This is a genomic window from Streptomyces xanthochromogenes (assembly GCF_014650455.1).
GTDB lineage: Bacteria > Actinomycetota > Actinomycetes > Streptomycetales > Streptomycetaceae > Streptomyces > Streptomyces xanthochromogenes.
In genome coordinates this window covers 481,621-506,719 of the sequence record NZ_BMUZ01000002.1, presented here as the reverse complement: position 1 = coordinate 506,719, position 25,099 = coordinate 481,621, and the positions used below count along the sequence as shown (strand labels likewise).

Annotated in this window: 30 protein-coding genes; 7 read left to right on the top strand and 23 right to left on the bottom strand. The window is 72.4% G+C overall.

Going from position 1 to position 25,099, the window contains the following annotated elements:
* Window positions 1-78: 78 nt before the first annotated feature.
* From lgt to IE267_RS06070, 9 genes are all read right to left on the bottom strand, one after another.
* Complete coding sequence (gene lgt, locus IE267_RS06105; RefSeq protein WP_189762349.1) at window positions 79-1,029, bottom strand: prolipoprotein diacylglyceryl transferase; 951 nt, start codon at window positions 1,027-1,029, stop codon at window positions 79-81.
* A gap of 80 nt (window positions 1,030-1,109) precedes the next feature.
* Window positions 1,110-1,934 (bottom strand): DsbA family protein, encoded by an 825-nt coding sequence (locus IE267_RS06100; RefSeq protein ID WP_189762348.1) that lies wholly within the window; start codon window positions 1,932-1,934, stop codon window positions 1,110-1,112.
* An 84-nt stretch (window positions 1,935-2,018) separates the two neighbouring features.
* Window positions 2,019-2,834, bottom strand: coding sequence for a tryptophan synthase subunit alpha (trpA, locus tag IE267_RS06095; protein WP_189762347.1), 816 nt, complete (start codon window positions 2,832-2,834; stop codon window positions 2,019-2,021).
* Window positions 2,831-4,126 (bottom strand): tryptophan synthase subunit beta, encoded by a 1,296-nt coding sequence (trpB, locus tag IE267_RS06090; RefSeq protein ID WP_167153874.1) that lies wholly within the window; start codon window positions 4,124-4,126, stop codon window positions 2,831-2,833. Before trpB ends, trpA begins: the two co-directional genes overlap by 4 nt.
* 183 nt (window positions 4,127-4,309) lie before the next feature.
* The gene (gene trpM / locus IE267_RS40360; protein ID WP_161245065.1) at window positions 4,310-4,492 is read right to left on the bottom strand and encodes a tryptophan biosynthesis modulator TrpM; all 183 of its coding nucleotides are present in this window, start codon (window positions 4,490-4,492) and stop codon (window positions 4,310-4,312) included.
* 4 nt (window positions 4,493-4,496) lie between these two features.
* Window positions 4,497-5,306: an indole-3-glycerol phosphate synthase TrpC gene (trpC, locus tag IE267_RS06085; protein ID WP_161245064.1), complete on the bottom strand. Its 810-nt coding sequence runs from the start codon at window positions 5,304-5,306 to the stop codon at window positions 4,497-4,499.
* A 165-nt stretch (window positions 5,307-5,471) separates the two neighbouring features.
* Entirely contained in the window at window positions 5,472-5,957 is a 486-nt protein-coding gene (locus IE267_RS06080) for a DUF2752 domain-containing protein (protein ID WP_189762346.1), read from the bottom strand.
* 73 nt (window positions 5,958-6,030) lie between these two features.
* Window positions 6,031-6,300, bottom strand: a complete 270-nt coding sequence (locus tag IE267_RS06075; protein ID WP_100574530.1) for an HGxxPAAW family protein — start codon at window positions 6,298-6,300, stop codon at window positions 6,031-6,033.
* 166 nt (window positions 6,301-6,466) lie between these two features.
* Entirely contained in the window at window positions 6,467-7,123 is a 657-nt protein-coding gene (locus tag IE267_RS06070; RefSeq protein ID WP_189762503.1) for a TIGR02234 family membrane protein, read from the bottom strand.
* A gap of 352 nt (window positions 7,124-7,475) precedes the next feature.
* Between IE267_RS06070 and IE267_RS06065 the strand changes: the two genes are divergently transcribed.
* Entirely contained in the window at window positions 7,476-8,693 is a 1,218-nt protein-coding gene (locus IE267_RS06065; RefSeq protein WP_189762345.1) for a S53 family peptidase, read from the top strand.
* On the opposite strand, the gene IE267_RS06060 is transcribed toward IE267_RS06065, so the two are convergent.
* A complete protein-coding gene (locus IE267_RS06060) occupies window positions 8,683-10,167 on the bottom strand; it encodes an anthranilate synthase component I (protein WP_167153870.1) in 1,485 nt (494 codons plus the stop codon). The two genes, IE267_RS06065 and IE267_RS06060, sit on opposite strands and share 11 nt — an antisense overlap.
* A gap of 2 nt (window positions 10,168-10,169) precedes the next feature.
* The gene (gene hisI / locus IE267_RS06055) at window positions 10,170-10,520 is read right to left on the bottom strand and encodes a phosphoribosyl-AMP cyclohydrolase (RefSeq protein ID WP_100574534.1); all 351 of its coding nucleotides are present in this window, start codon (window positions 10,518-10,520) and stop codon (window positions 10,170-10,172) included.
* Window positions 10,521-10,603: 83 nt separating this feature from the next.
* On the opposite strand from hisI, the gene IE267_RS06050 reads away from it, so the two are divergent.
* The gene (locus tag IE267_RS06050) at window positions 10,604-11,236 is read left to right on the top strand and encodes a TIGR03085 family metal-binding protein (RefSeq protein ID WP_167153868.1); all 633 of its coding nucleotides are present in this window, start codon (window positions 10,604-10,606) and stop codon (window positions 11,234-11,236) included.
* A gap of 37 nt (window positions 11,237-11,273) precedes the next feature.
* Here the strand turns inward: IE267_RS06050 and IE267_RS06045 are convergent, their stop codons facing one another.
* The 10 genes from IE267_RS06045 to hisD form a co-directional block, all read right to left on the bottom strand.
* A complete protein-coding gene (locus IE267_RS06045; protein ID WP_189762344.1) occupies window positions 11,274-12,515 on the bottom strand; it encodes an MFS transporter in 1,242 nt (413 codons plus the stop codon).
* 26 nt (window positions 12,516-12,541) lie between these two features.
* Window positions 12,542-13,129, bottom strand: a complete 588-nt coding sequence (locus IE267_RS06040; RefSeq protein ID WP_189762343.1) for an ArsR/SmtB family transcription factor — start codon at window positions 13,127-13,129, stop codon at window positions 12,542-12,544.
* Window positions 13,130-13,326: 197 nt separating this feature from the next.
* Window positions 13,327-14,082 (bottom strand): imidazole glycerol phosphate synthase subunit HisF, encoded by a 756-nt coding sequence (hisF, locus tag IE267_RS06035; protein WP_167153861.1) that lies wholly within the window; start codon window positions 14,080-14,082, stop codon window positions 13,327-13,329.
* Window positions 14,079-14,483: a RidA family protein gene (locus tag IE267_RS06030; protein ID WP_161254733.1), complete on the bottom strand. Its 405-nt coding sequence runs from the start codon at window positions 14,481-14,483 to the stop codon at window positions 14,079-14,081. Before IE267_RS06030 ends, hisF begins: the two co-directional genes overlap by 4 nt.
* Entirely contained in the window at window positions 14,480-15,208 is a 729-nt protein-coding gene (gene priA / locus IE267_RS06025; protein WP_167153857.1) for a bifunctional 1-(5-phosphoribosyl)-5-((5-phosphoribosylamino)methylideneamino)imidazole-4-carboxamide isomerase/phosphoribosylanthranilate isomerase PriA, read from the bottom strand. Before priA ends, IE267_RS06030 begins: the two co-directional genes overlap by 4 nt.
* Window positions 15,208-15,852, bottom strand: coding sequence for an imidazole glycerol phosphate synthase subunit HisH (gene hisH / locus IE267_RS06020; protein ID WP_167153855.1), 645 nt, complete (start codon window positions 15,850-15,852; stop codon window positions 15,208-15,210). Before hisH ends, priA begins: the two co-directional genes overlap by 1 nt.
* Window positions 15,849-16,013 (bottom strand): CG2302 family histidine operon protein, encoded by a 165-nt coding sequence (locus IE267_RS06015; protein ID WP_167153854.1) that lies wholly within the window; start codon window positions 16,011-16,013, stop codon window positions 15,849-15,851. Before IE267_RS06015 ends, hisH begins: the two co-directional genes overlap by 4 nt.
* A gap of 3 nt (window positions 16,014-16,016) precedes the next feature.
* Window positions 16,017-16,610, bottom strand: a complete 594-nt coding sequence (gene hisB / locus IE267_RS06010) for an imidazoleglycerol-phosphate dehydratase HisB (RefSeq protein WP_053727805.1) — start codon at window positions 16,608-16,610, stop codon at window positions 16,017-16,019.
* Complete coding sequence (locus IE267_RS06005; RefSeq protein WP_189762342.1) at window positions 16,607-17,749, bottom strand: histidinol-phosphate transaminase; 1,143 nt, start codon at window positions 17,747-17,749, stop codon at window positions 16,607-16,609. The genes hisB and IE267_RS06005 overlap by 4 nt, the downstream gene beginning before the upstream one ends.
* Complete coding sequence (hisD, locus tag IE267_RS06000; RefSeq protein ID WP_167153849.1) at window positions 17,746-19,077, bottom strand: histidinol dehydrogenase; 1,332 nt, start codon at window positions 19,075-19,077, stop codon at window positions 17,746-17,748. Before hisD ends, IE267_RS06005 begins: the two co-directional genes overlap by 4 nt.
* A 135-nt stretch (window positions 19,078-19,212) precedes the next feature.
* On the opposite strand from hisD, the gene IE267_RS05995 reads away from it, so the two are divergent.
* From IE267_RS05995 to IE267_RS40615, 5 genes are all read left to right on the top strand, one after another.
* A complete protein-coding gene (locus tag IE267_RS05995) occupies window positions 19,213-20,817 on the top strand; it encodes an oxidoreductase (RefSeq protein WP_167153847.1) in 1,605 nt (534 codons plus the stop codon).
* Between the two features lie 224 nt (window positions 20,818-21,041).
* Entirely contained in the window at window positions 21,042-22,079 is a 1,038-nt protein-coding gene (locus IE267_RS05990; protein ID WP_167153845.1) for a hypothetical protein, read from the top strand.
* Between the two features lie 5 nt (window positions 22,080-22,084).
* Window positions 22,085-22,858 (top strand): LON peptidase substrate-binding domain-containing protein, encoded by a 774-nt coding sequence (locus IE267_RS05985; protein WP_161254750.1) that lies wholly within the window; start codon window positions 22,085-22,087, stop codon window positions 22,856-22,858.
* 17 nt (window positions 22,859-22,875) lie between these two features.
* Window positions 22,876-23,400: a Cys-tRNA(Pro) deacylase gene (gene ybaK, locus IE267_RS05980; protein WP_167153841.1), complete on the top strand. Its 525-nt coding sequence runs from the start codon at window positions 22,876-22,878 to the stop codon at window positions 23,398-23,400.
* A gap of 24 nt (window positions 23,401-23,424) precedes the next feature.
* Window positions 23,425-23,499, top strand: coding sequence for a hypothetical protein (locus IE267_RS40615; RefSeq protein ID WP_465270266.1), 75 nt, complete (start codon window positions 23,425-23,427; stop codon window positions 23,497-23,499).
* Between the two features lie 84 nt (window positions 23,500-23,583).
* On the opposite strand, the gene IE267_RS05975 is transcribed toward IE267_RS40615, so the two are convergent.
* Together IE267_RS05975 and IE267_RS05970 are read right to left on the bottom strand one after the other, a co-directional pair.
* Window positions 23,584-24,237 carry a hypothetical protein gene (locus tag IE267_RS05975; protein ID WP_189762341.1) on the bottom strand — a complete coding sequence of 218 codons (654 nt, stop codon included), beginning with the start codon at window positions 24,235-24,237 and terminating at the stop codon, window positions 23,584-23,586.
* 34 nt (window positions 24,238-24,271) lie between these two features.
* Window positions 24,272-25,090: an ABC transporter permease gene (locus IE267_RS05970; protein WP_189762502.1), complete on the bottom strand. Its 819-nt coding sequence runs from the start codon at window positions 25,088-25,090 to the stop codon at window positions 24,272-24,274.
* Window positions 25,091-25,099 lie beyond the last annotated feature (9 nt).

The window sequence follows — 25,099 nt, the reverse complement described above, 5'->3', positions numbered from 1 at the left end:
CCCCCCCCCCCCCCCCACCCCCGCCGCTCACGCCCGCCGCTCGGGCCGGAGGGGCCGATCAGGCCCCTTCCCGGCCTCTCAGGCCTTCTCGGGTTCCGTCGTCACCGACTCCGGCCCCGACGTCACCGACTCCGCCTTGGGTCCGTCGGTCGGCTCGGCGGGCTCACCCGCGTCCTTCACGTCCTTCTTCTCCAGGGACACCGGCGCGTCGTCCTGGGCCCCCGGTTCGACGATCTCCTCGCGGCCGGGGCGCAGCTTCGCCGAGATGACGATGTAGGCGACCGCCAGCAGGAAGACACCGCCGGCCGTCCAGTCGTTCAGGCGCAGGCCGAGGATGTGGTGGGCCTCGTCGACCCGCATGTACTCGATCCAGAAACGGCCCACGCAGTACGTGGCGACGTACAGCGCGAACGCCCGGCCGTGGCCCAGCTTGAAGCGGCGGTCCGCCCAGATGATCAGGAAGCCGGCGCCGAGGCACCACAGCGACTCGTACAGGAACGTCGGGTGGTAGGTGCCCGCGATCCGGTTGGGTCCCTCGCTGATCTTCAGCGCCCAGGGCACGTCGGTCGGCCGGCCGTACAGCTCCTGGTTGAACCAGTTGCCCCAGCGGCCGATGGCCTGGGCGAAGGCGAGGCCGGGGGCCAGCGCGTCGGCCCAGGCGGGCAGCGGGATGCCCCGGCGGCGGCAGCCGATCCAGGCGCCGACCGCGCCGAGCGCGACCGCGCCCCAGATGCCGAGGCCGCCCTCCCAGATCTTGAAGGCGCCGACCCAGTCCTCACCGTCGCTGAAGTACAGCTGGTAGTCGGTGATGACGTGGTAGAGCCGGCCGCCGACGAGCCCGAAGGGCACCGCCCAGACGGCGATGTCGGCGACGGTGCCGGAGCGGCCGCCACGCGCGACCCACCGCTTGTTGCCGTACCAGACGGCGACGAAGACACCGATGATGATGCAGAAGGCGTAGCCGCGCAGCGGGATCGGTCCGAGGTGGATCACGCCGGTCGACGGGCTGGGGATGAAGGCAAGTTCCATGGCAGGGACGACGCTACCGTGCCGGGCGGGCGCAGCGGCAACCCGCCCGGCAACTTATGAGTAACGAGGGGCCCCGGATCTCAGGAGGCCGGGCTCGCCTTGCCGGCCGGCTTGCCCTTGTTCGCCGCGGCCACCCACTTCTTCAGGTTGGCCGGAGTGATCTGCTCGCTGCCCTTCGACGGGAAGATCGCCTCACCGTTGAGCTGCACGGTCGGCGTGCCGTTGAAGTTGCCCGCCTGGAACGCCTCGTTGGACTTCACGACCCAGCTGTTGTGCGTGCCGTTCTCGACACAGGAGCGGAAGGCGGGGGTGTCGAGGCCCGGCACCTTCTTGGCCAGGTCGAGCAGCTTGGCGTTGTCCGCGTACGCGTCGTCCATCTCGTCGGGCTGGTTGGTGTAGAGCACGTCGTGGTACGCGGAGAACTTCCCCTGGTCCTGCGCGCAGCCCGCCGCGTTGGCCGCGTGGAGCGAGCCGCTGCCGCGGGTCTTGTCGTCGATGAGGGTGGCCAGGTGGTACTGGACGCGGATCTGGCCGCTGTTCTCCAGCTCGTGGATCGTCGAGCGGAAGCCGTTCTCGAACGCGGCGCAGGCCGGGCAGCGGAAGTCCTCCCACACCGTGAGGGTGGACGGCGCGTCGGCCGCGCCGACCGGGATGGCCAGCTTGTCCTTCTCGTCGGCTCCGGTGGGCGCCACGACCGGGCCCTTGGTGGCGGAACTCTTGGCGCCGTCGCCGCCGCCCGCGTTGGCGGCGATTACGCCGATCACGGCGGCCAGGGCGAGCACGCCCACCACGGCTCCGGCCACGATCAGTTGGCGTCGGCGGCGCTCGCCCGCCTTGTGCTGCTCACGTTCTTGGACGAGCCGGTCACGCGCGGCCCTTTTCGCATCGGGATTCTTGTCACTCACACCCGCAGCAACGAACCGGGGAGGCACGCTCGTGCCTCCCCGGTCCCAGTTCCACCCGTACGGGTGAGCTGTGCGAAGCCCGCGCTACGACGCCCTGCGAACGCCCTCGGCGAGCTCGGCCGCCAGTTCCCGTACGGCGGTGAGGCCCGCCGCGTGGTCGGGGGCGTCCAGCATGCGCTTGACGAAGGCCGAGCCGACGATGACGCCGTCGGCGAAGGCCGCGACCTCCTTGGCCTGGACCGCGTTCGAGACGCCGAGGCCCACGCAGACCGGGAGTTCGGTGGTGGCCCGGGTCCGGGCGACCAGGTCCTCGGCCGAGGCGCCGACCGACGCCCGGGTGCCCGTGACGCCCATCAGCGAGGCCGCGTAGACGAATCCGGAGCCGGCCGCCGTGATCTCGGCGAGGCGCTCGTCGCGGCTGCTGGGGGCGACCACGAAGACCGTGCCGAGGCCGTGCTTCTCGGCGTGCTCGCGCCACAGCGCGGACTCCTGGACCGGCAGGTCGGGCAGGATGCAGCCCGCGCCGCCCGCCTCGGCGAGCTCGGCGGTGAAGCGCTCCACGCCGTAGCGGTCGATGGGGTTCCAGTACGTCATGACCAGGACCGGCCTGCCGCTGGCCGCGTGGGCCTCGCGGACCGTGCGCAGCACGTCGGCGATCTTCACGCCGCCCTTGAGGGCGATGTCGTCGGCGGTCTGGATGACCGGTCCGTCCAGGACCGGGTCGCTGTGCGGCAGGCCCACCTCGACGATGTCGGCGCCGCCGTCGAAGACGGCCTTGGCCGCCTCGATGCCGCCGTCGACGGTCGGGAAGCCGGCCGGCAGATAGGCGACGAGCGCGGCCCGGTCCTCGGCCTTCGCCTTGGCGAGGGTGTCGCTCAACAGCTGTACGTTCCCGTTCACTTGGCGTCTCCCTCGATCTCGGCGAAGCCCGCCGCGTCGGCGGCGACCTCGGTGTCGGCGTCGCTGCCGTACAGGCCGAAGTAGCGTGCGGCCGTGTCCATGTCCTTGTCGCCGCGGCCGGACAGGTTGATCAGGACCAGTCCGTCCTTGCCGAGCTCCTTGCCGACGTCGAGCGCGCCCGCGAGCGCGTGCGCCGACTCGATCGCCGGGATGATGCCCTCGGTGCGCGAGAGCAGCCGCAGGGCCTGCATCGCGGCGTCGTCGGTGACCGCGCGGTACTCGCCGCGGCCGGTGTCCTTGAGGTAGGAGTGCTCGGGGCCGATGCCCGGGTAGTCCAGGCCCGCCGAGATCGAGTAGGGCTCGGTGATCTGGCCCTCCTCGTCCTGCAGCACGTAGCTGCGCGAGCCGTGCAGGATGCCGGGCTCGCCCGCGGTCAGGGTCGCCGCGTGCTCGCCGGTCTCGACCCCGTGGCCCGCGGGCTCACAGCCGATGAGGCGTACGGAGGCGTCCGGGATGAAGGCGTGGAAGAGGCCGATCGCGTTGGAGCCGCCGCCGACGCAGGCCACGGCCGCGTCCGGCAGGCGTCCGGCGCGCTCCAGGATCTGGCGGCGGGCCTCGACGCCGATCACACGGTGGAAGTCGCGGACCATCGCGGGGAAGGGGTGGGGGCCCGCGACCGTGCCGAACAGGTAGTGGGTGCGGTCGACGTTGGCGACCCAGTCGCGGAACGCCTCGTTGATGGCGTCCTTGAGGGTGCGGCTGCCGGAGGCGACCGGGACGACCTCGGCGCCGAGCATCCGCATCCGGGCCACGTTCAGGGCCTGGCGCTGGGTGTCGATCTCGCCCATGTAGATGGTGCATTCGAGGCCGAACAGGGCACAGGCGGTGGCGGTGGCGACGCCGTGCTGGCCTGCTCCGGTCTCGGCGATGACCCGGGTCTTGCCCATGCGCTTGGTGAGCAGCGCCTGGCCGAGCACGTTGTTGATCTTGTGCGAGCCGGTGTGGTTGAGGTCCTCGCGCTTGAGGAACACCCGGGCGCCGCCCGCGTGTTCGGCGAAGCGGGGCACCTCGGTCAGGGCGCTGGGCCGGCCGGTGTAGTTGACCATCAGGTCGTTGAGCTCGGCGGCGAAGGCGGGGTCGTGCTTGGCCTTGTCGTACTCGACGGCCACCTCGTCCACCGCGGCGACCAGCGCCTCGGGGATGAACTTGCCGCCGTACGCGCCGAAGTACCCTTCGGCGCTGGGGACTTGACCCTCGGGGTCGGGTACGAAGAAGTTGTTCTCGTTGGGCATGCGGATACCTCGCGGGGGCGGTTGGTGCCCCGGTCCTGGGTTGGCTTGGCGTGTGGTCGCGTTTCGCCGAGCGCCGTGGGAGGTGCGCGGAGTTCTGCGTCCGACCGCGGTATCGGGTCGGTGGCGCGCACGCGACGGAATCGCGTGTCGACGCAGTCCCGCGCCCCTGACCGGGCGCTCAGCTCAGCGGCGTCGCCATCGCATGCCGTTGACCTGGCCCGGCTCCGAGCCGATCACATAGCGCACGCGCCGTCCGTGCACCCGGCGCGCCGGAGCGCGGCAGCCGCGGGGGCGGCAGCCGGGTGCGAGGCGGGAGTGGGGTCTCCCCTGCTCGAACGAAGTCGAGAGCTTGGGGAAGATGGCCATGGGGTCAGCTCCGGCCGTGGCGCAGGGCGGGGTGGGCGCCCGCGGCGACCAGGTCGGCGACGGCCGCGCGGGGGTCCTTGCCGGTGACCAGGGACTCGCCGACCAGCACCGCGTCGGCGCCGGCGTTGGCGTACGCGATGAGGTCGTGCGGGCCGCGGACACCGGACTCGGCGATCTTCACGATGCCGTCCGGGATCTCCGGGGCGAGCCGGTCGAACGTGGTGCGGTCGACCTTGAGGTCCTTCAGGTTCCGCGCGTTGACGCCAATGATCTTGGCGCCCGCCTCCACGGCCCGGTCGACCTCGTCCTCGTCGTGCACCTCGACCAGCGGGGTGAGCCCGATCGACTCGGCGCGCTCGATGAGCGACTCCAGGGCCGGCTGGTCCAGGGCGGCGACGATGAGCAGCGCCAGGTCGGCGCCGTACGCGCGGGCCTCCCACAGCTGGTAGGCGGTGACGATGAAGTCCTTGCGCAGCACCGGGATGTCGACCTTGGCCCGGACGGCCTCCAAGTCGGCGAGCGAACCGCCGAAGCGGCGCTGCTCGGTCAGCACGGAGATGACGGACGCGCCGCCCGCCTCGTAGTCGGCGGCGAGGGCGGCGGGGTCGGCGATGGCGGCGAGCGCACCCTTGGAGGGGCTGGAACGCTTGACCTCGCAGATGACCTTGACGCCGTCGCCGCGCAGGGCCGCGACGCCGTCACGGGCCGCGGGCGCCTTGGCGGCACGCTCCTTGAGCTCGTCGAGGCTGACCCGTGCCTGCCGCTCTGCGAGGTCGGCGCGGACGCCTTCGATGATCTCGTCGAGCACACTCACGCGAGCGGCCCCCTTCCGGGACGGTGATGTCGGTCAGAACGAGGGTGACCTTCAGGAACGGTCACGATCAGCCATGACGATGGTATCCGCACCGGGCCGAAGCGATCGCATCCGGTTGCGCGGCGTCCCAATAATTGGGACGTCACCTGCGGATTCTCCGGTCCGTCATGGCGCGAGTACGGAGCCGAACGGCAGGTTCCGGACCACCGAGAAGACCAGTACGGCAGATCCGATCAGCCACCACTGGCGGTCGCTCGGCGCGATCCGCAGGGGCAGGCCGCGCGCCGAGCGCACGGCCCACAGGACCCAGAACACGCCGAAGAGCAGATATCCCGCGACGGCCATCGCGTTGGAGTGGAGCGCCGCCGTGAAGTGCCCCGTGATGAAGTCGTGGGCGCTGCGCAGCCCCCCGCAGCCCGGACAGTAGAGGCCGGTGAACCCGTACAGCGGGCAGACCGGGTAGTGGCCCGGCTCGTTCGGGTCCACCAGGCCCACGTACGCGAAGGCCGAGGCCACCGCGCCGAGCACGCCGGCCGGCACCAGGAGCCTGCGCAGCGGGGTGCCGGACGGACGCGCCGGGGCGGCCGGGGGCGCCGGGGCCGGGGGGTACGCCGCGTTCGGCGGGGCGGGGTTCGGGCGGGGTGCGTCCACTGGGTGATTGTCCCCGTTCACAGGGAAAGGCGCAGCCCTTGAGGGGCTGCGCCTCGCGCGGTGGCGTACGGGTTCAGCCGACCTGGGCCTCCAGGCGGGCGCGCACCTTGGCGGCCGCGTCCTCGCGCATGCGCTGGATCTCGGGCGTGTCCTTCGGGGTGCCGAGGCCGGCCATCTTCATGATGCCGCCGACGACGGCGGCGATGCCGAGGAGTGCGATGCCGGCCCAGAAGCCCACCGGGTTGGCGGCCACTATGAAGACGCAGGTCACGCAGAATCCGATGAAGGCAATGATGACACCGGTCCAGGCTGCCGGGGTGTGGCCGTGGCCGCTCTTCGCCATGGGGGTTGCTCCTCGTAGGTGTTTCCGTGTTGTCGGCGTTGTCGTCGTCGGCGCTGCCGGCGATGCCACCGGCTCGGTTTCGGCGACGTGTCGCTTCGGCCGCTGTCGTCGAACCCGACGCTCGCTGCCATTGTCCCGTACCCGGGCCGGTGGGTGAGTGCGGGGGTCAGCTCTCGCGCGTCGGGTCCTCGCCGCGGTCGAGCGCCTTCCAGATTTCCTCGGGGCGCTCGGGGTCGGGGACGGTGCGCGCCTTGCGCGGGCGGGGGGTGCCGTCGCGCTCGTACCGGCCGCCCATCGCGGGCCAGGCGGCGCCGAATCGGAGTGCGAGGAGCCCGGCGAGCAGCAGCAGGGCGCCGCCGACGACGGCGACGTAGGGCCAGCCGGTGTGGGTGATCGCGTCGACGGTGGCGGCCGCGTCGCCGCTGGCGGTGGCCGCCTTCTCGTTCAGGGCCGCGCTGTCGCCGACGCCGAGCCAGGCGGTCGCGGCGGCGCCGGCACCGCTGAGCGTGAGCAGCGCGGAGACCAGGAGGCGGCCGGCGCCGCGTACCGCGAAGACCGCGACCAGGGCCGCGAGCCCGACGATCGCCAGGGCGGAGGGCACGCCGGTGATGGCGCCGCCGGAGGCCTTCAGCGCCAGCGCGCCACCGCCGACGGCGGCGTTGCCGCGGGCCCACGTCTGGCCGGAGGCCAGGAGGACGACGGCGGCACCGACGGCTCCGGCGAGCAGTGCGGCGGCCAGGCTGCGGCGGCCGCCGCCGCGGGCGGACGGCGCGGCGGCTTCGGCACGGGGCTGGGGTACGGATGCGGCACTCACGTACTCCACTATCGCCTGCACGCGGCCCGAAGCGTCACCCGGGGCCCGCCTGGCGGCGGCGCGGGCTGCGCCGGGCGTGGGCCGGGCGGGGCCCGGAACCGGCCGCGACCGCACCGCGCGCGGCACCAAAGGCGGGCAAGCGCTCGGCCATCGAACAACCATCGGGCGCCCCCGATCCGCCCGCGAACTGTCCCCGAACGGGCCGCGAAGGCAAAGCGGCGATAGAGATTCCGGCGTGCTCCTTGTTGGCATGGCCCAGTCAGCCTAGGTTCACCGCCGGTCCGGGTCGCGCACCACGCGGCGCGGCCGGCCCAGCGCACCCGCACGACTCCTGGTTCACCCACCACACGGAGGCAGTAAGTTGCGCAGATCCCTTTCCCCCACCGCCCTGGCCGCCACTTTGGCCGCGGCAGCGCTCGCCCTGGCCACTCCCCTCGCCCAGGCAGCGACCCCCTCAACCGACGCACACGTCACCACCGTGCGCTCCTGTGCGGCCCCGACACAGCGGGACGTCATGGCGTGCAAGGCGCTGAAGGTGACCGGCGGCACGGTGAAGTCCGCCGGCGCCGAGCGCGCTCTCACGGGCGCCGCCGCACCGTCGGGCTACGGCCCGTCGTCGCTCCAGGCCGCGTACAAGTTGCCGTCCTCGACGGCCGGTTCGGGCCGTACGGTGGCGATCGTCGACGCGTACGACGACCCCAACGCGGCGGCCGACCTCGCCAAGTACCGCTCCCAGTACGGACTTCCGGCCTGCACCGTGGCCAACGGCTGCTTCAAGAAGGTCGGTCAGACCGGCACGTCGACGCTGCCGAGCGCGGACGCCGGCTGGGCCGAGGAGATATCCCTCGACCTCGACATGGTCAGCGCGGCCTGCCCGAACTGCAAGATCCTGCTCGTCGAGGCCAAGTCCGCCTCGATGGCGAACCTGGGCACGGCCGTCAACACGGCGGTCTCGCTCGGCGCGAAGTACGTCTCCAACAGCTACGGCGGCGGCGAGTCGTCCTCGGACACGTCCTACGACAGCCAGTACTTCAACCACCCGGGCGTCGCCATCACCGTGAGCTCCGGTGACGGCGGCTACGGCACCGAGTACCCGGCGGCCTCCCGCTATGTCACCGCGGTCGGCGGCACCTCGCTCAAGACGGCCTCGAACAGCCGGGGTTGGACCGACACCGTGTGGAGCGGCGCCGGTTCCGGCTGCTCCGCCTACGACGCGAAGCCGAGCTGGCAGAAGGACACCGGCTGCGCCAGGCGGACCGTCGCGGACGTCTCGGCGGTCGCCGACCCGGCCACGGGTGTCGCGGTGTACGACACCTACGGCGGCGACCCGGGCTGGGAGGTGTTCGGCGGTACCAGCGCGTCCTCGCCGCTGATCGCCGCGGTGTACGCGCTGGCGGGCGTCCCGTCCTCGGGCTCCACGCCGGCCTCGTTCCCTTACGCCCACACCGGTTCGCTCAACGACGTGACGAGCGGCTCGAACGGCAGCTGCTCGCCGGCCTACCTGTGCAAGGGAGGCAGCGGCTACGACGGCCCGTCGGGGCTCGGCACCCCGAACGGAACCGCCGCGTTCACCGGCTGAGCCGGTTGGCCGTGTTGACCGCGCGCAGGACGGCGGCCGCCTTGTTGCGGCACTCGTCGTCCTCAGCCACCGGGTCGGAGTCGGCGACCACGCCGGCTCCGGCCTGCACGTAGGCGGTGCCGTCCCGCAGCAGCGCGGTACGGATCGCGATCGCGGTGTCGGAGTCCCCGGCGAAGTCGAGGTAGCCCACGCAGCCGCCGTAGAGCCCACGGCGGCTGGGCTCCAGCTCCTCGATGATCTGCATCGCGCGGGGCTTGGGCGCACCGGAGAGCGTGCCGGCCGGGAAGCAGGCTGTCAGGACGTCGAACGCGGTGCGTCCCTCGGCGACCCGGCCGGTCACCGTCGACACGATGTGCATCACATGGGAGTACCGCTCGATCGACATGAAGTCCACGACCTCCACCGAACCCGGCTCGCACACGCGGCCCAGGTCGTTGCGGCCGAGGTCGACGAGCATGAGGTGCTCGGCGCGCTCCTTGGGATCGGCCAGGAGCTCGTCGGCGAGCGCCTGGTCGCGCTGCGGGGTGGCGCCGCGCGGCCGGGTCCCGGCGATCGGGTGCAGCATCGCCCGCCCGTCCTCGACCTTGACGAGGGCCTCGGGGCTGGAGCCGACGACGTCGAAGCCGTCGAACCGGAACAGGTACATGTATGGCGACGGGTTGGTGGCCCGCAGCACCCGGTAGACGTCCAACGCGCTTGCGCGGCACGGGGTTTCGAAGCGCTGCGAGGGCACCACCTGGAAGGCCTCGCCGGCCCGGATGCGCTCCTTGATGTCCTCGACGGCGTCCTGGTAGGCCGGGCCGCCCCACAGCGCGGTGTACTCGGGCAGCTCGGACGCGGGCAGGGCGACCGGTGCGTACTCGGCCGGCTTCGCGAGGTCGGCCTCCATCGCGTCGAGCCGGGCCACGGCGTCCTCGTAGGCCTCGTCCACACCGGTGTCGAGGTCGTTGTGGTTGATCGCGTTGGCGATGAGCAGGACCGAGCCGTCCCAGTGGTCGAGCACCGCGAGGTCCGAGGTGAGCAGCATGGTCAGCTCGGGCAGCCGCAGGTCGTCGCCCCCGTGCTCGCCGATCTTCTCCAGGCGCCGCACGATGTCGTAGCCGAGGTAGCCGACCATGCCGCCGGTGAAGGGCGGCATTCCGGCGACCAGGTCGCGCGGGGTGTGCAGGGCCTCGACGGTGGCCTTCAGGGCCGCCAGAGGATCACCCGAAGTGGGGACGCCGACCGGCGGCGTGCCGAGCCAGTGGGCCTCCCCGTCGCGCACGGTGAGGGTCGCGTGCGACCGCACGCCGACGAAGGAGTACCGCGACCACGTACGGCCGTTCTCGGCCGATTCGAGGAGGAAGGTGCCGGGCCGCTCGGCGGCGAGCTTGCGGTACAGGCCGACCGGGGTGTCGCCGTCCGCGAGGAGGCGGCGGTGGACGGGGATGACGCGGCGGTCGACGGCGAGCTTGCGGAAGGTGTCGAGGTCCATGACTACTTCCCGAGGTCGAGTACGTCGGCGTCGAAGCAGGTGCGGTCCCCGGTGTGGCAGGCCGCGCCCACCTGGTCCACCTTGACCAGGACGGTGTCGGCGTCGCAGTCGAGGGCGACCGACTTCACGTGCTGGACGTGTCCCGAGGTGTCCCCCTTGACCCAGTACTCCTGACGGCTGCGCGACCAGTACGTGCAGCGGCCGGTGGTCAGGGTGCGGTGCAGGGCCTCGTCGTCCATCCAGCCGAGCATGAGCACCTCGCCGGTGTCGTACTGCTGGGCGATGGCCGGGACCAGACCATCCGCGCCACGCTTGAGGCGGGCGGCGATGGCGGGGTCGAGATTGCTGGTCATGCCCCCATTCTGCCGTGGCCGCGAGGGCTTCCGGGCGGTGCGTCCACTGTCCGGACGACCCGGGCGGCCGTACGCTGGCGGACATGTCGACCCATGCCAAGCGCGAACGGCTTCTGCTCGCCGACCTGTTGGAGGCGGCGGGCCCCGAGGCGCCGACCCTCTGCGAGGGCTGGACGGCCCGCGAACTCGCGGCCCACGTGGTGGTGCGCGAGCGCCGCCTGGACGCCGCGGGCGGAATCCTGATCGGCGCCCTCAAGAACCGCCTCGATCGGGTGCAGGCGGAATTCGCCGCCAAGCCGTACGAGGAACTGATCCAGCTGATCCGCACCGGCCCGCCGAAGTTCTCCCCGTACAGCCTCAAGCAGGTCGACGAGGGTGCCAACGCGGTGGAGTTCTACGTGCACGCCGAGGACGTCCGCCGGGCGCAGCCGGACTGGACGCCCCGCGAGCTCGACCCGGTGTTCTCGGACGCGCTGTGGTCCCGCCTGGAGAAGGCGGCCCGCCTGATGGGCCGCAAGTCGCCGGTGGGCATCGTGCTGCGCCGCCCGGACGGCCAGACCGTGGTGGCGCACAAGGGCACCCCGGTGGTCACGGTCACCGGCGAGCCGGGCGAGCTGACGCTGTTCGCGTACGGGCGCCAGGAGGCGGCCCAGGTCGAGATCGAGGGCGAGAAGGAGGCCTCGACGCGGGCTCTGGAGGCGAAGCTCGGGCTCTAGCGCCGGGCGGAGGCTCGGCCCGCGGCCGGGTCCGGGCTCAGCGCGGGAGTTCGGCGCGGCGCAGGTGGCCGGAGGCGAGTCCGATCAGGGCGCCCGTCGCGCAGACGCCCGCGCTGGCCAGGAACACCGGCCCGGCGCCCCAGAGGCCGATGGCCGCGCCCGCCAGCGGATAGCCGAGCGGTGCGATGCCCAGCGTGAACAGGGAGGCCACCGCGGTGACCCGGCCCAGGTAGGCGGGTTCCGTGGCGGTCTGCACCAGGGCCCCGCACAGGGCCCCGCTCAGCCCGGCGAGCAGTCCGATCAGGACCCCGGCCACGGCGGCGAGCGCCACCGAGGGGGCGTACGCGAGGCCCGCGATGCCCGTGGTGCCGCCGAGCAGGGACACCGGCAGGACGAGCCCCGCGCGCGGGAGCCGGCCGCGTACGGAGAGCAGCAGCGAGGCGGCGCCCGCGCCGGCGCCGAACGCCGCGACGATCCAGCCCATCCCGGCCGCGCCCCAGCTCCGTTCCTGGGCGAGCAGGGTGAGCCCGATGTTGAGCGGGGCGGCGAAGCCGAGCTCGCCGACGGCTATGACGAGCATCAGCGGGGCGAGCAGGCGGTGGCGGCGGATGTAGCGAAGGCCGTCGGTGAGCTCGCGCAGCGGCGGCTCCTTCGCCTTCTGTCCGTCGCCGTCGAGCCGGGCCATGCGGACCCGGACGAGCAGGCCGGTGGAGACCGCGAACAGCGCGCCCGCCGCGGCGAAGGTGGCCGCGGTCCCGCCGAGCGCCACGGCGAGCCCGCCGAGCGGTGCCCCGGCGATGTTGGCGACCCGCGCGGCGAGCCCCTTCAGGCCCTGCACCCGGGCGAGCTCGCCGGGCCCGGTGATCCTGGGTGGCAGTGCCCCGAGCGCGGGCAGCAGCACCGCGTCCACGGCGCCGAAGACGAGGGCGAGCACGATCAGGAGCCACAGGTGCGGTCCGGTGACGAGCAGGGCCGCGGCCATGCCCAGGATGATCAGGCTGCGGGCGGCGTCGCTGCCGATGACGACCCGGCGCGGCCCGAACCGGTCGGCGATCACTCCCCCGCCGAGCATGAGCAGCGCCCTGGGCACCGCGCCGACCGCGAGCACGAGCCCGGCCTGCCCCGCGCTCCCCGAGCGGGCCGCGGCCCAGGACAGGGCCATGTAGTACACGCTGTCGCCGACGAGCGAGGAGGTGTACGCGGCGAGCCACCGCAGTACGTTGCCGTCGCGGTGGGCGGGGCGGGCGGGGGCCGGCGGTATGAGGGTGGTGGTGGCCATGGCGGGGCCTCTCTGGCGCGGAGGGGTCAGACGCGGAAGGGGAAGCCGTACAGGTGGACCGCGACGTGCTCGCGGTCACCGCCGTCGCCGGCCTTCACGGCCGCCTCGCCGCGCTCCTTGAACTTGTCGAGCACGGCGCCCAACTCGTGCTCCATCTCCCGCACTTCGGCCGGGGTGAGGGACACGGCGTACTCACTGCTGAACGAGGCTCCGGTCCACTCGGCGCTCCAGGCCGCCATCTCGTCGAGGAAGGCGCGGTAGAGCTCGATCCGCTGCTCGATCAGGAGCCGGGTCACGGAGGCGTGCGCGGCCACCCTCTCGGGGGCGTCCTTGAAGTCCTCGTGCCGGTAGCTGACGCCCTCCGAGGCCGGCTGCCACCACCGCTCCCGCCCGTCCCTGCCCTGCGCCTCGGCCTCCTCGATGAGGCCGTGGTCGGCGAGCTTGCGCAGGTGGTAGCTGACGAGCGAGACGGCCTCGTCGACCTGGTCGGCGAGCTGGGACGCGGTGGCGGTGCGGGCGATGTAGAGCGCGCGGTAGAGCTTCATGCGCAACGGGTGGCCGAAGGCCTTGAGCGTGTCGAGGTCGGTGATCCTGCGGTTGCCCTGGGCTGCCATGACATCCAGGCTAGACAGGAAAGAAAAGTTGCGCAATATAAATTGCGCAATAAATGTTGTACGTCTCCGCCCGAAGAGGGTGCCCGGCCGAGGCGGGTGCCCGGCCGCCGACGAAGGTGCCGGTCCACGCGCTGCCCCCGCACACGTCGAGGGGCCCGGCACGCAGGATGCGTGCCGGGCCCCTCGGGAAGCCGGGTTCAGCGGACCGGATGGCCCGCCTTCGCCAGGGCTTCCTTGACCTCCGCGATGCGCAGGTCGCCGAAGTGGAAGACCGAGGCGGCCAGGACCGCGTCCGCGCCCGCCTCGATCGCCGGCGGGAAGTGCTCCAGACGGCCCGCGCCGCCCGAGGCGATCACCGGCACGGTGACGTGACGGCGGACCGCCGCGATCATCTCCGTGTCGTAGCCGTCCTTCGTGCCGTCCGCGTCCATCGAGTTGAGCAGGATCTCCCCCGCCCCCAACTCCGCGGCCCGATGCGCCCATTCGACCGCGTCGATGCCGGTGCCCTTGCGGCCGCCGTGCGTCGTCACCTCGAAGGAGCCGGAGGCCGTGCGCCGGGCGTCGACGGAGAGGACCAGCACTTGGCGGCCGAACCGCTCCGCGATCTCGCGGATCAGGTCGGGCCGGGCGATGGCGGCCGTGTTCACGCCCACCTTGTCCGCGCCCGCGCGCAGGAGCTTGTCCACGTCGTCGGCGCTGCGTACGCCGCCGCCGACGGTGAGCGGGATGAAGACCTGCTCCGCCGTGCGGCGCACCACGTCGTAGGTGGTCTCGCGGTTGCCGGAGGACGCCGTGATGTCGAGGAACGTCAGCTCGTCGGCGCCCTCGGCGTCGTACAGCTTGGCCATCTCGACCGGGTCGCCGGCATCGCGCAGGTTCTGGAAGTTGACGCCCTTGACGACCCGGCCGCCTTCCACGTCCAGGCAGGGGATCACGCGTACGGCGAGGGTCATGACTCGGCCGCCGTCCGCCGGTAGGCCTCGACCTCGACCTCGACGACCAGGCTCGGGTCGACGAAGCCCGACACGATCAGCATCGTGGCCGCCGGACGTACGTCGTCGAAGAGCTCCTTGTGGGCGCGGCCCACATCGTCGACGTCCCGGGCATGGGTGATGTACATACGGGTGCGGACCACGTCCTCGCGGCCGAGGCCCAGGGACTCAAGTGCCTCGACGGCGACGCCGAAGGCGGTGACCGCCTGCTCGTAGGGGCCGCCCTCGTCGATGCGGCCGTTGACCGTCGACGTGCAACCGGCCACCAGGACGAGGCCGTTCGGGAGCTCCACCGCGCGGGAGTAGCCGAAGCGCTCCTCCCAGGGGGCACCGGAGGAGATCTTGCGGACCTCGTCACTCATGCCGAGACCACCTTCAAGGCCTCTTCCAGCGTGAAGGCCTTCGCGTACAGGGCCTTGCCGACGATCGCGCCCTCGACGCCCTGCGGGACGAGCTCGGAGATCGCCCGCAGGTCGTCGAGCGAGGAGACGCCGCCCGAGGCGACGACCGGCTTGTCCGTGGCCGCGCAGACGTTCTTCAGGAGCTCCAGGTTGGGGCCCTGGAGCGTGCCGTCCTTGGCGATGTCGGTGACGACGTACCGCGCGCAGCCCTCGGCGTCGAGACGGGCGAGCGTCTCGTACAGGTCGCCGCCGTCGCGGGTCCAGCCGCGGCCGCGCAGCGTGGTACCGCGCACGTCGAGGCCGACCGCGATCTGGTCGCCGTGCTCGGCGATGACCTTGGCGACCCACTCGGGGGTCTCCAGGGCCGCGGTGCCGAGGTTGACGCGGGTGCAGCCGGTGGCGAGCGCGGCCGCCAGGGAGGCGTCGTCGCGGATGCCGCCGGACAGCTCGACCTTGATGTCCATGGCGCCCGCGACCTCGGCGATCAGGGCGCGGTTGTCGCCGGTGCCGAAGGCCGCGTCCAGGTCGACCAGGTGCAGCCACTCGGCGCCCGAGCGCTGCCAGGCCAGGGCCGCCTCCAGGGGCGAGCCGTAGGAGGTCTCGGAGCCGGACTCGCCGTGGACCAGGCGCACGGCCTGGCCGTCGCGGACGTCGACGGCGGGGAGGAGTTCGAGCTTGGGGGCCATCACAGGGTTCCGATCCAGTTGGTGAGCAGCTGGGCTCCGGCGTCGCCGGACTTCTCGGGGTGGAACTGGGTGGCCCACAGGGCACCGTTCTCCACCGCGGCGACGAACGGCTCGCCATGGGTGGCCCAACTGACCCTGGGGGCACGGATCTTGGCGTTGGTGACTTCGAGGCTCCAGTCGTGCACGGCGTAGGAGTGCACGAAGTAGTAGCGGGCGTCGGCGTCCAGGCCGGCGAACAGCTCGCTGTCCTCGGGGGCCTCGACGGTGTTCCAGCCCATGTGCGGCACGACGGGGGCCTTGAGCGGCGCGACGACGCCGGGCCACTCGTCGAGGCCCTCGGTCTCCACACCGTGCTCGATGCCGCGCTCGAAGAGGATCTGCATGCCGACGCAGATGCCCATGACCGGGCGGCCGCCGGAGAGCCGGCGCCCGACGATCCAGTCGCCGCGGGCGTCGCGCAGCCCCTTCATGCAGGCGGAGAAGGCACCGACACCGGGGACCAGGAGCCCGTCGGCGTTCATGGCCAGGTCGTAGTCGCGGGTGATCTCCACGTCGGCCCCGACGTGGGCCAGGGCCCGCTCCGCGGAGCGGACGTTGCCGAATCCGTAGTCGAAGACGACGACCTTCTTGGCGGGTGCGCTCATGACCAGACGTCCAGTCGCAGGATGCCGGCGGCCAGGCACATCACGGCGCCGAACGACAGGAGCACGATCAGGCTCTTCGGCATCCCCTGCTTGACGAAGGAGATGATTCCGCCGATCAGGAACAGGCCGAGCACGATCAGGATGGTGTTGAGACCGTTCATGCTTTACAGGGCACCCTTGGTGGAAGGAAGGATTCCGGCAGCGCGCGGGTCACGCTCGGAGGCATAGCGCAGGGCCCGGGCGAGCGCCTTGAACTGGCACTCGACGATGTGGTGCGCGTTGCGTCCGTACGGTACGTGGATGTGCAGCGCGACCTGCGCCTGGGCCACGAAGGACTCGAAGATGTGCCGGGTCATCGTCGTGTCGTACTCGCCGATCATCGGCGCCATGTTCTCGGGCTCGGTGTGCACGAGGTAGGGGCGGCCCGACAGGTCGACGGTCACCTGGGCGAGCGACTCGTCCAGCGGGACGGTGCAGTTGCCGAAGCGGTAGATGCCGACCTTGTCGCCGAGGGCCTGCTTGAAGGCGGCGCCGAGCGCGAGCGCGGTGTCCTCGATGGTGTGGTGGGTGTCGATGTGCAGATCGCCGTCGGTCTTGACCGTGAGGTCGAACAGGCCGTGCCGGCCGAGCTGGTCGAGCATGTGGTCGTAGAAGCCGACGCCCGTCGACACGTCGACCTTTCCGCTGCCGTCGAGGTCGATCTCGACGAGGACGGACGTCTCCTTGGTGGTGCGTTCCACCCTGCCAACGCGGCTCATGCGCTCTGCTCCTTCTTGAGTTGACGGACCGCGTCGAGGAACGCGTCGTTCTCGGCCGGGGTGCCGGCGGTGACCCGCAGCCAGCCCGGCACTCCGTTGTCCCGGACCAGGACGCCCCGGTCGAGGATTCGCTGCCACACGGCGTGGCTGTCGTCGAAGCGGCCGAACTGGACGAAGTTGGCGTCCGATTCGGTCACCTCGTAGCCGATCGCCCGCAGTTCGTCGACCAGGCGGTCCCGCTCGTCCTTGAGCTGCTCGACGTAGCCGAGCAGGGTGTCCGTGTGCTCCAGGGCCGCGAGCGCGGTCGCCTGGGTGACGGCGGACAGGTGGTAGGGAAGGCGGACCAGTTGCACCGCGTCGACCACCGCGGGGTGCGCGGCGAGGTAGCCCAGGCGCAGTCCGGCCGCGCCGAAGGCCTTCGACATGGTCCGCGAGACGACCAGGTTCGGGCGGCCCTCGATGAGCGGGAGCAGCGAGTCGCGGTGGCTGAACTCGACGTACGCCTCGTCCACGATCACCATCGAGGGCCCCGCCGCCTGGGCCGCCTCGTACAGCGCGAGGACCGTCTCGGCGGCGACCGCGGTGCCCGTCGGATTGTTGGGCGAGGTGATGAAGACGACGTCCGGCGTGTGCTCGGCGATGGCCCGCTCGGCCGCCGCGAGGTCGATGGTGAAGTCCTCACGGCGGGGCCCGGAGATCCAGCCGGTACCGGTGCCGCGGGCGATCAACGCGTGCATCGAGTACGAGGGCTCGAAGCCGATCGCGGTGCGGCCGGGGCCGCCGAAGGTCTGCAGCAGCTGCTGGATGACCTCGTTGGACCCGTTGGCCGCCCACACGTTCTCGACCGCGAGCGGGTGCTTGCCGGTGCGGGTGAGGTACTTGGCCAGCTCGGTGCGCAGCTCCACCGCGTCGCGGTCCGGGTAGCGGTTGAGGCCCCGGGCCGCCTCGGCGACCCGCTCGGCGATCCGCTCGACCAGCGGCTCGGGCAGCGGGTAGGGGTTCTCGTTGGTGTTCAGCTGGACGGGGGTGTCCAACTGGGGCGCTCCGTAAGGGGACTTGCCGCGCAGCTCGTCCCGTACGGGGAGGTCGTCGATGGTCGTCGCACGTTCGGCGACCGGCGGGTGCTCGGGGTTCGTCATGCGTTCGGCACCTTCCACTCGAAGCGTGCCTTGAGAGCCGCGCCGTGCGCGGGCAGGTCCTCGGCCTCGGCGAGGGTCACCACGTGGTGGGCGACCTCGGCGAGCGCGTCGCGGGTGTAGTCGACGATGTGGATGCCGCGCAGGAAGGACTGCACGGACAGGCCCGAGGAGTGACAGGCGCAGCCGCCGGTGGGCAGCACGTGGTTGGAGCCCGCGCAGTAGTCGCCGAGCGAGACCGGGGCCCAGGGGCCGACGAAGACCGCGCCGGCGTTGCGGACCCGGTCGGCCACGGCGGCGGCGTCCGCGGTCTGGATCTCCAGGTGCTCGGCGCCGTAGGCGTCGACGACCTTGAGGCCGTCCTCCAGGGAGTCGACCAGGACGATCGCGGACTGTCGTCCGGCGAGCGCGGGCTTGATCCGGTCCTCGATGTGCTTGGTCGCCGCGACCTGCGGCTCCAGCTCCTTCTCGACCGCCTCGGCGAGCGCGAGCGAGTCGGTGACCAGGACGGCGGCGGCCAGCGGGTCGTGCTCGGCCTGGCTGATCAGGTCGGCGGCGACGTGCACCGGGTCGGCGGTGTCGTCGGCGAGGACGGCGATCTCGGTGGGGCCCGCCTCGGTGTCGATGCCGATGCGGCCGGTGAAGTAGCGCTTGGCGGCGGCGACCCAGATGTTGCCGGGGCCGGTCACCATGTTGGCGGGCGGGCAGCCGTCGGGGCCCGCGGTGCCGTACGCGAACATCGCGACGGCCTGGGCGCCGCCGGCCGCGTACACCTCGTCGATGCCGAGCAGCGCGCAGGCCGCCAGGATCGTGGGGTGCGGAAGGCCGTCGAACTCCGCCTGCGGCGGCGAGGCGAGCGCGATGGAGCCGACGCCGGCCTCCTGTGCCGGGACCACGTTCATGATCACGGAGGACGGGTAGACCGAGCGGCCGCCGGGTGCGTACAGGCCCACGCGCTCGACCGGCACCCACTTCTCGGTGACCGAGCCGCCGCGCACGACCTGGGTGGTGCGGGTGGTGCGGCGCTGGGCGCGGTGGACGATCCTGGCCCGCCGGATCGACTCCTCCAGAGCGTCCCTGACCTGCGGGTCGAGCTGGTCGAGGGCGTCCCTGAGGGCCTTGGCGGGCACCCGGACCCGCTCCAGCTTCACGCCGTCGAACCTCTCCGCGTACTCGATCAGCGCCGCCGTGCCGCGATGATGCACGTCCTCGCAGATGGGCCGCACCTTCTCCAGGGCGGCTTCCACGTCGAACTCGGCACGGGGCAGCAGGTCGCGCAGGGCGCCACCCTCGGGGAGGGTGTTGCCGCGCAGATCGATTCGGGAGATCACGTATCCAATTCTCTCAGACGCCCCGGAAGCACTGGACGCCTGTATCAGTGGCTGATACGCGACACGGGCGTCACCCCCTGTCACCCGCGGCCACTAGCGTTCCTCCTGTCAAGGTGGACGGCGAGGGGGACGGCATTGACCGAGGCGCCCGATCCGGGTGAGGCACCGGACTGGCTCAGTCCGGCGGAGCTGGGCATGTGGCAGGCCTTCCGCAACGGCAGTACCTACGATCTGCGCACCCGCAATCCACTGCGCGACGACCCGTTCGCGGCCCGGCCCTGGGGCCCCGAGCGCAGTGTGCGGGCCCGGGTGGTGGCGCTGCTCCTGCTGAGCGGACCGCCCGCGCTGCCGGGCCGGGTCGCGGCCCTGAAGCTGAACGGCGTGCAGATCACCGGCACGCTCAATCTGTCCGGCGGCACGGTCACTCCGTACGTGGAGCTGAACAACTGCCGCTTCGAGAACGAAGTGCTGCTCCCCGAGGCCCACTTCACGACCGTACGCATGGTGAGCTGCGCGCTTCCGCGCCTGGAGGCCGCCCGGCTGACCACCGAGGGCGATCTGCACCTGCCGCGCTGCCGGGTCGCGGGCGGCATCCGTCTGACCGACGCGCACATCGGCACCGACCTGCTGCTCAGCCAGGTCGTGGTGCACGCCGACCGCAACGGCCGCTCGATCGCCGCGGACGGGCTCTCGGTCGCCCAGGACCTCCAGGCCGACCTCATCGAGTCCTACGGGGAGCTGAGCCTGCGGGCCGCGAAGGTCGGGGTGACGCTGAGCCTGCGCGGCAGCCGGCTGATCAACCCGGACGGCCAGCGCGCGCTCAACGCCCCGCAGCTGACCGTGGAGCGCACCCTGTACCTGACCTCGGCGGCGGTCTACCCCGGCGGCAACCAGGCGGGCACCACTCCCCCGTACGGGACGAACTACACCAACACGCCCGTGCGGGGCACCCTGATCCAGCCGTTCGAGTGCCGGGGCGGGCTGCGCCTGGACGACGGACGGTTCGGGGACGCGGTGGACCTGGCGCAGTCCCGGGTGGTGATGACCGACACGCAGGAGCTGTCGCTGCGCCGCATCCAGACGCCGGAGCTGCGCTTCACCGGCCAGCGCCCCGAGCGCGGCAAGGTCGTCCTCTCCGGGGCCCGGGTGGTCAACCTGGTGGACATGGCGGCCAGTTGGCCCGGCCCCGGGCATCTGACGATGAACGGCTTCGCCTACGAGAACCTCATCCCGATCGGCACCTTCACGCTCGCGCAGCGCCTCGGCTGGGTGACCGCGGCGACCCCCGAGTACGCGCCCGAGCCGTACGAGCGCCTCGCCGCGGTGCTGCGGGGCAGCGGCGAGGACGCGGACGCCCGCGAGGTGCTGCTCGCCAAGCAGCGCAGGCGCCGCGAGACACTGCCGCTGGCCGCGAAGGCGTGGGGCGTGCTCCAGGACCTGACGGTGGCGTACGGGTACCGGCCGGGCCGGGCCGCGCTGTGGATGGCGGTCCTGTGGGCGGCGGGCACCCTCGCCTTCTCGCACTACGATCCCCGGCCGATCAAGGCCGACGAGCACCCGGACTGGAACGCGGCCCTCTACGCGCTCGACCTCCTCATCCCGGTGGTCAACCTGGGCCAGGACGGCTACTGGAGGCTCTCCGGCAGCTGGCAGTGGGCGGCGGCGCTGCTGATCATGCTGGGTTGGATTCTGGCGACGACCGTGGCGGCGGGCGCCTCCCGGCTGCTGCGCCGGGGCTGACCCGCACCGAAGGTGCCTTCCCCGCGGATGCGTGCCCGCGACCCGCCCCGGGGCGGGTCCGGCCGCAGCGTTTTCGCGAGCTCCGCGCGAGGTCTTCACCAGCTCCTCGCGAGGCCGTCGACGGCTGAATTTGCCGGGCCTTGACCCCGGGTCGTACAACCCTCACCACCGATACGAAAGCTTCACAGTGGACCCCCTGGCGCCGCCCCCACCTGCGGATTTCAATGGTCCACACCATGACATTCGTATCCGCGCTGATCCGCACCGCACGGCGGGCCAGGCATACGCCGCTTCTCGCCACGGGTCTGCCCGATGGCCGAGAAGTGCTGTTGGATGCCCCCGATGCCCGGCTCGCCCCCGCGCTGGTCTCGGCCGCGCTCGGCGAGTACGAAGTGGCGGCGAAACTGCTCGCCACCACCCGCGAGCTGGCCGAGTGGGAGAACCGCGACCGCTACACGGTCCGCCTCGCCGCCTTCGCGGTGAGCAGACCGGAGTGGCTCGCCAACTGGCTGGCCGCATGCCCCCGGGACCCGGACGCGCTGCTCGTCAAGGCCGAGCTGGCGATCGTGCGGGCCTGGGGTTCACCCGCCCGGGCCGAGCGGCTGCGTGAGGTGGCCCCGCTGATCCACTCGGCGGCCGAGGGCGACCCCGCCGACCCGGTGCCGTGGCGGATCGCTCTGGACCACGCCCGTGGCACCCATGCGCCGCACACCGTTTTCGAGGAGTTGTGGGGCGAGGCCATACACCGCTCCTCGCACCACTACGGGTGCCATGTGGCGGCGCTCCAGTACCTGTCCGCCCAGTGGTACGGCTCGCACCGCGAGTGCTTCGACTTCGCCGAGCGGGCCGCCGAGGACTCCCTGCCGGGCTCCCTGATCCGGGCGCTCCCGGCCCGCGCGGCCTTCGCCTACCTGGTGGGCGGCGGCGGCCACGCCATCCCCTACGAGCGGATCGACGCGGCGGCCGATCTCGGCATCGAGCTGTCCGCCGCCTACGAGCCGGGCGACCCGTGGCCGGCCGAGGTCCGCAATCTCCTGGCCTACGTGCTCGTCATGCGCCGGCGCTGGCCGGAGACGCTGGAGGAGTTCCGGCGCATCGGGCCGTACGCGACGTCCTTCCCCTGGCTGCATCTGGCCGCCGATCCGCTGGGCCAGTACCTCGAACTACGCGAGTTCGTCCGAACCGAGGTCGCCGCAGGCACCCCGTGGGGGCGCGACCGCCACAAGCCAGGCCGAGCCCGCTCCGGCGGCCATTACGCTTGAGCGTTGTGACCACCGCACGCCTCCCACTCTTCCCGCTCAACTCGGTCCTGTTCCCCGGCCTCGTCCTGCCGCTGAACATCTTCGAGGAGCGCTATCGCGCCATGATGCGCGATCTGCTGAAGACCGGCACCGACGCATCAGGCCCCTCCGAGGGCGAGGACGGCGACGAGCCGCGCCGCTTCGCCGTCGTGGCGATCCGGGACGGCCGCGAGGTCGCACCGACCGCGCCCGGCCTTCCCGACCCGACCGCCACGGCCGAGAAGGGGCCCGCGGCGGGCTTCGGCGCCGATCCCGCCCAGGCCTTCCACCGGGTGGGCTGCGTCGCGGACGCGGCCACGATCCGGGAGCGCTCGGACGGCAGCTTCGAGGTGCTGGCCACCGGCACGACCCGGATTCGCATCCTCTCGGTGGACGCGAGCGGGCCGTATCTGACGGCCGAGGTCGAGGAGATCCCGGAGGAGCCGGGCGAGGAGGCGGGCGCGCTCGCCGAGGGCGTCCTTCGCGCGTTCCGCTCGTACCAGAAGCGGCTCGCGGGTGCCCGGGAGCGCTCGCTCGCGGGCACCGCCGACCTCCCCGACGAGCCCTCGGTGGTGTCCTATCTGGTCGCCGCGGCCGCGGTCCTGGACGTCCCGGCCAAGCAGCGGTTGCTCCAGGCCCCGGACACGGCGACCCGGCTGCGCGAGGAACTGCAGCTGCTGCGTACGGAGACCGCGGTCATCCGCCATCTGCCTTCGCTGCCGGCGGTGGATCTGACGCGCTCCCCGACCAGCCCCAACTGACCGACCGGAGGGCCGCCTTGGCCAAGAAGAAGCAGCAGAGCGGGGGCACTCCGGCGACGGTGGCCCTGACGGCGGCGGGCACCGCCTTCACCGTCCACGCCTACGAGCACGACCCGGCCGCCGCCTCCTACGGCGAGGAGGCGGCGCAGGCACTCGGGGTGAGCGCGGAGCGGGTGTTCAAGACGCTGGTGGCCGACGTGGACGGCGAGCTGACGGTGGCAGTGGTTCCGGTGGCCGGATCGCTCGACCTCAAGGCGCTGGCCTCGGCGGTCGGCGGCAAGCGGGCCGCGATGGCCGACCCGGCGGCCGCCGAGCGCACCACCGGCTATGTGCGGGGCGGCATCTCACCGCTCGGCCAGCGCAAGAGGCTGCGCACGGTGCTGGACGACTCGGCGTCCGGGTACGCGACGATCTGCGTCTCGGCGGGCCGCCGGGGCCTGGAGGTCGAGCTGTCCCCCACCGACCTGGCGGCCCTCACCGGGGCCCTGCTGGCTCCGATCGGGCGTGTTCAGCACCTCGACGTACCTCCCGTACTCGACTAGAACCCGAGGGCGGGAGGTACGCCCATGTCGAAGCGGACCCGCAAGCGGAAGTGGCGCATCAAGAAGGGCCGGGCCAACCACGGAAGGCGCCCGGCCTGAGCCGTTCCCGAAAGCCCGGCCCGTCCGGTCCAGAGGCCGGACGGGCCCGGCCGAAGGAGTCTGGCCAGAGGCCGGAAGGACGGGCTAGAGGCCGGAGGAGTCCGGCTTTCCCGGTCCCGGGTCCAGTGTCGGCACCTGCCACACGGGGTCCGGGTCCCGGGGCCCGAACAGCGCCATGAGGCCCAGGTGGACGGCCATCGCGGCGATCGGCCAGGCGAGCAGCGCACCCTTGGCGTCGAGCTTCAGCGGGGCGTCGAAGGTGACGCCCTGGCCTGCCGCCTTCGCGGCGGCCACCACGTCCTGGTTCGGGCCGAGCCAGATGCCCAGGCGCCAGGCGAGCACCGAGCCCAGCAGGCTGCCGATCGCGAGCCCGGCGACCAGGGCGATGCCCCCCTTGCGGCGGAACAGGAAGACCGCGGCGGCGCAGAGCGCGCCGAGCCCGAGCGCCAGCAAGATGAACGTTCCGTCACCGCCGATCGCCTCCTCCCCCTCGGTGTCCTTGAGGAAGACGGCCTTGTCGTCGGCGATCAGCGGCACGCGCGGGGCGAGCCACAGCCACAGCAGTCCGAGCGCCACTCCGGCCACCGTCACGGCGACGGCGACGATCACCGCGTCCCGCAGGTCCTTCCGCATGGCCAACGCCCCCTCACTGGGTTCGGGGTGGGAGCCCCCGGCGTACGTCTGCCACGGGTCGTTGCCCGGGGGCTGCTCATGGGGCGGTGTCAGAGGTGCGGTCACCCTGACATCGTGCCAGGCGTGTCTGTGCCCTGCCTCACCGGACCGCCGCCCGGCGGTAGGCCCACGCCGCCACGGCCAGCGAGACGACGCCGACGGCCGCGCACACCCCGAGGTCGAGCCCGATCAGGGCCCAGTCGGGGTGGGCGTCGAAGCCCCGCGCGAAGGCCTCCACGCCGTAGGTGGAGGGCAGCAGATCACGTGCGTACGCGATCGGTTCCGGCATCCGGGACGCCGGCAGGACGCCGAGCAGCAGCGCCGCCGACATGCCCAACTGGCCGAACAGCGTGGCGAGTTCCTGCCGGGGGGCGAGGAGCCCGAGGGCCGCGCCGAGTCCGGAGAGCGCGGCGCCGGCGAGCGGGATCACCGCGGCCAGGAGCCACAGGTGCGCCATCGGGAGCCCGAACAGGACGCAGCCGAAGACCGCGGTGACGAACGTGCCGGGCACGGTGAAGGAGGCATACGCGGCGGCGGTGCCGAGGACCACGGAGGCGGGCGGCACGGGCAGCGTCGCGTAGTGGTCGAGGCCGCCGTCGGCCCGGAGCCGGCCGAAGTACTGGGCGAGCAGGTTGAGCGCGACGAAGGCGACGACGAGCACGCTGGAGCCGGCCACCACCGAACGGGCCTCGCTGCCGCCGTCCACCACGCCCCGCATCAGGATCATGATGCCGACGGACTGGAAGGTCGCGACGAAGAGGAGCGGGATGCGGGCCACCCGGGCGCGTGAGAGCTGGGCGCGGTAGACCGCGGCGAGCGCGGGCAGCAGCCGGGCGCGGGGGGCGAGCGGAGCCGCGTGAGATGCGCCCGGACGCCCGGTGGCGCCGCTCGCCGGGGCCCGGCCGGCCGCCGCTTCCACGCTGCTCTC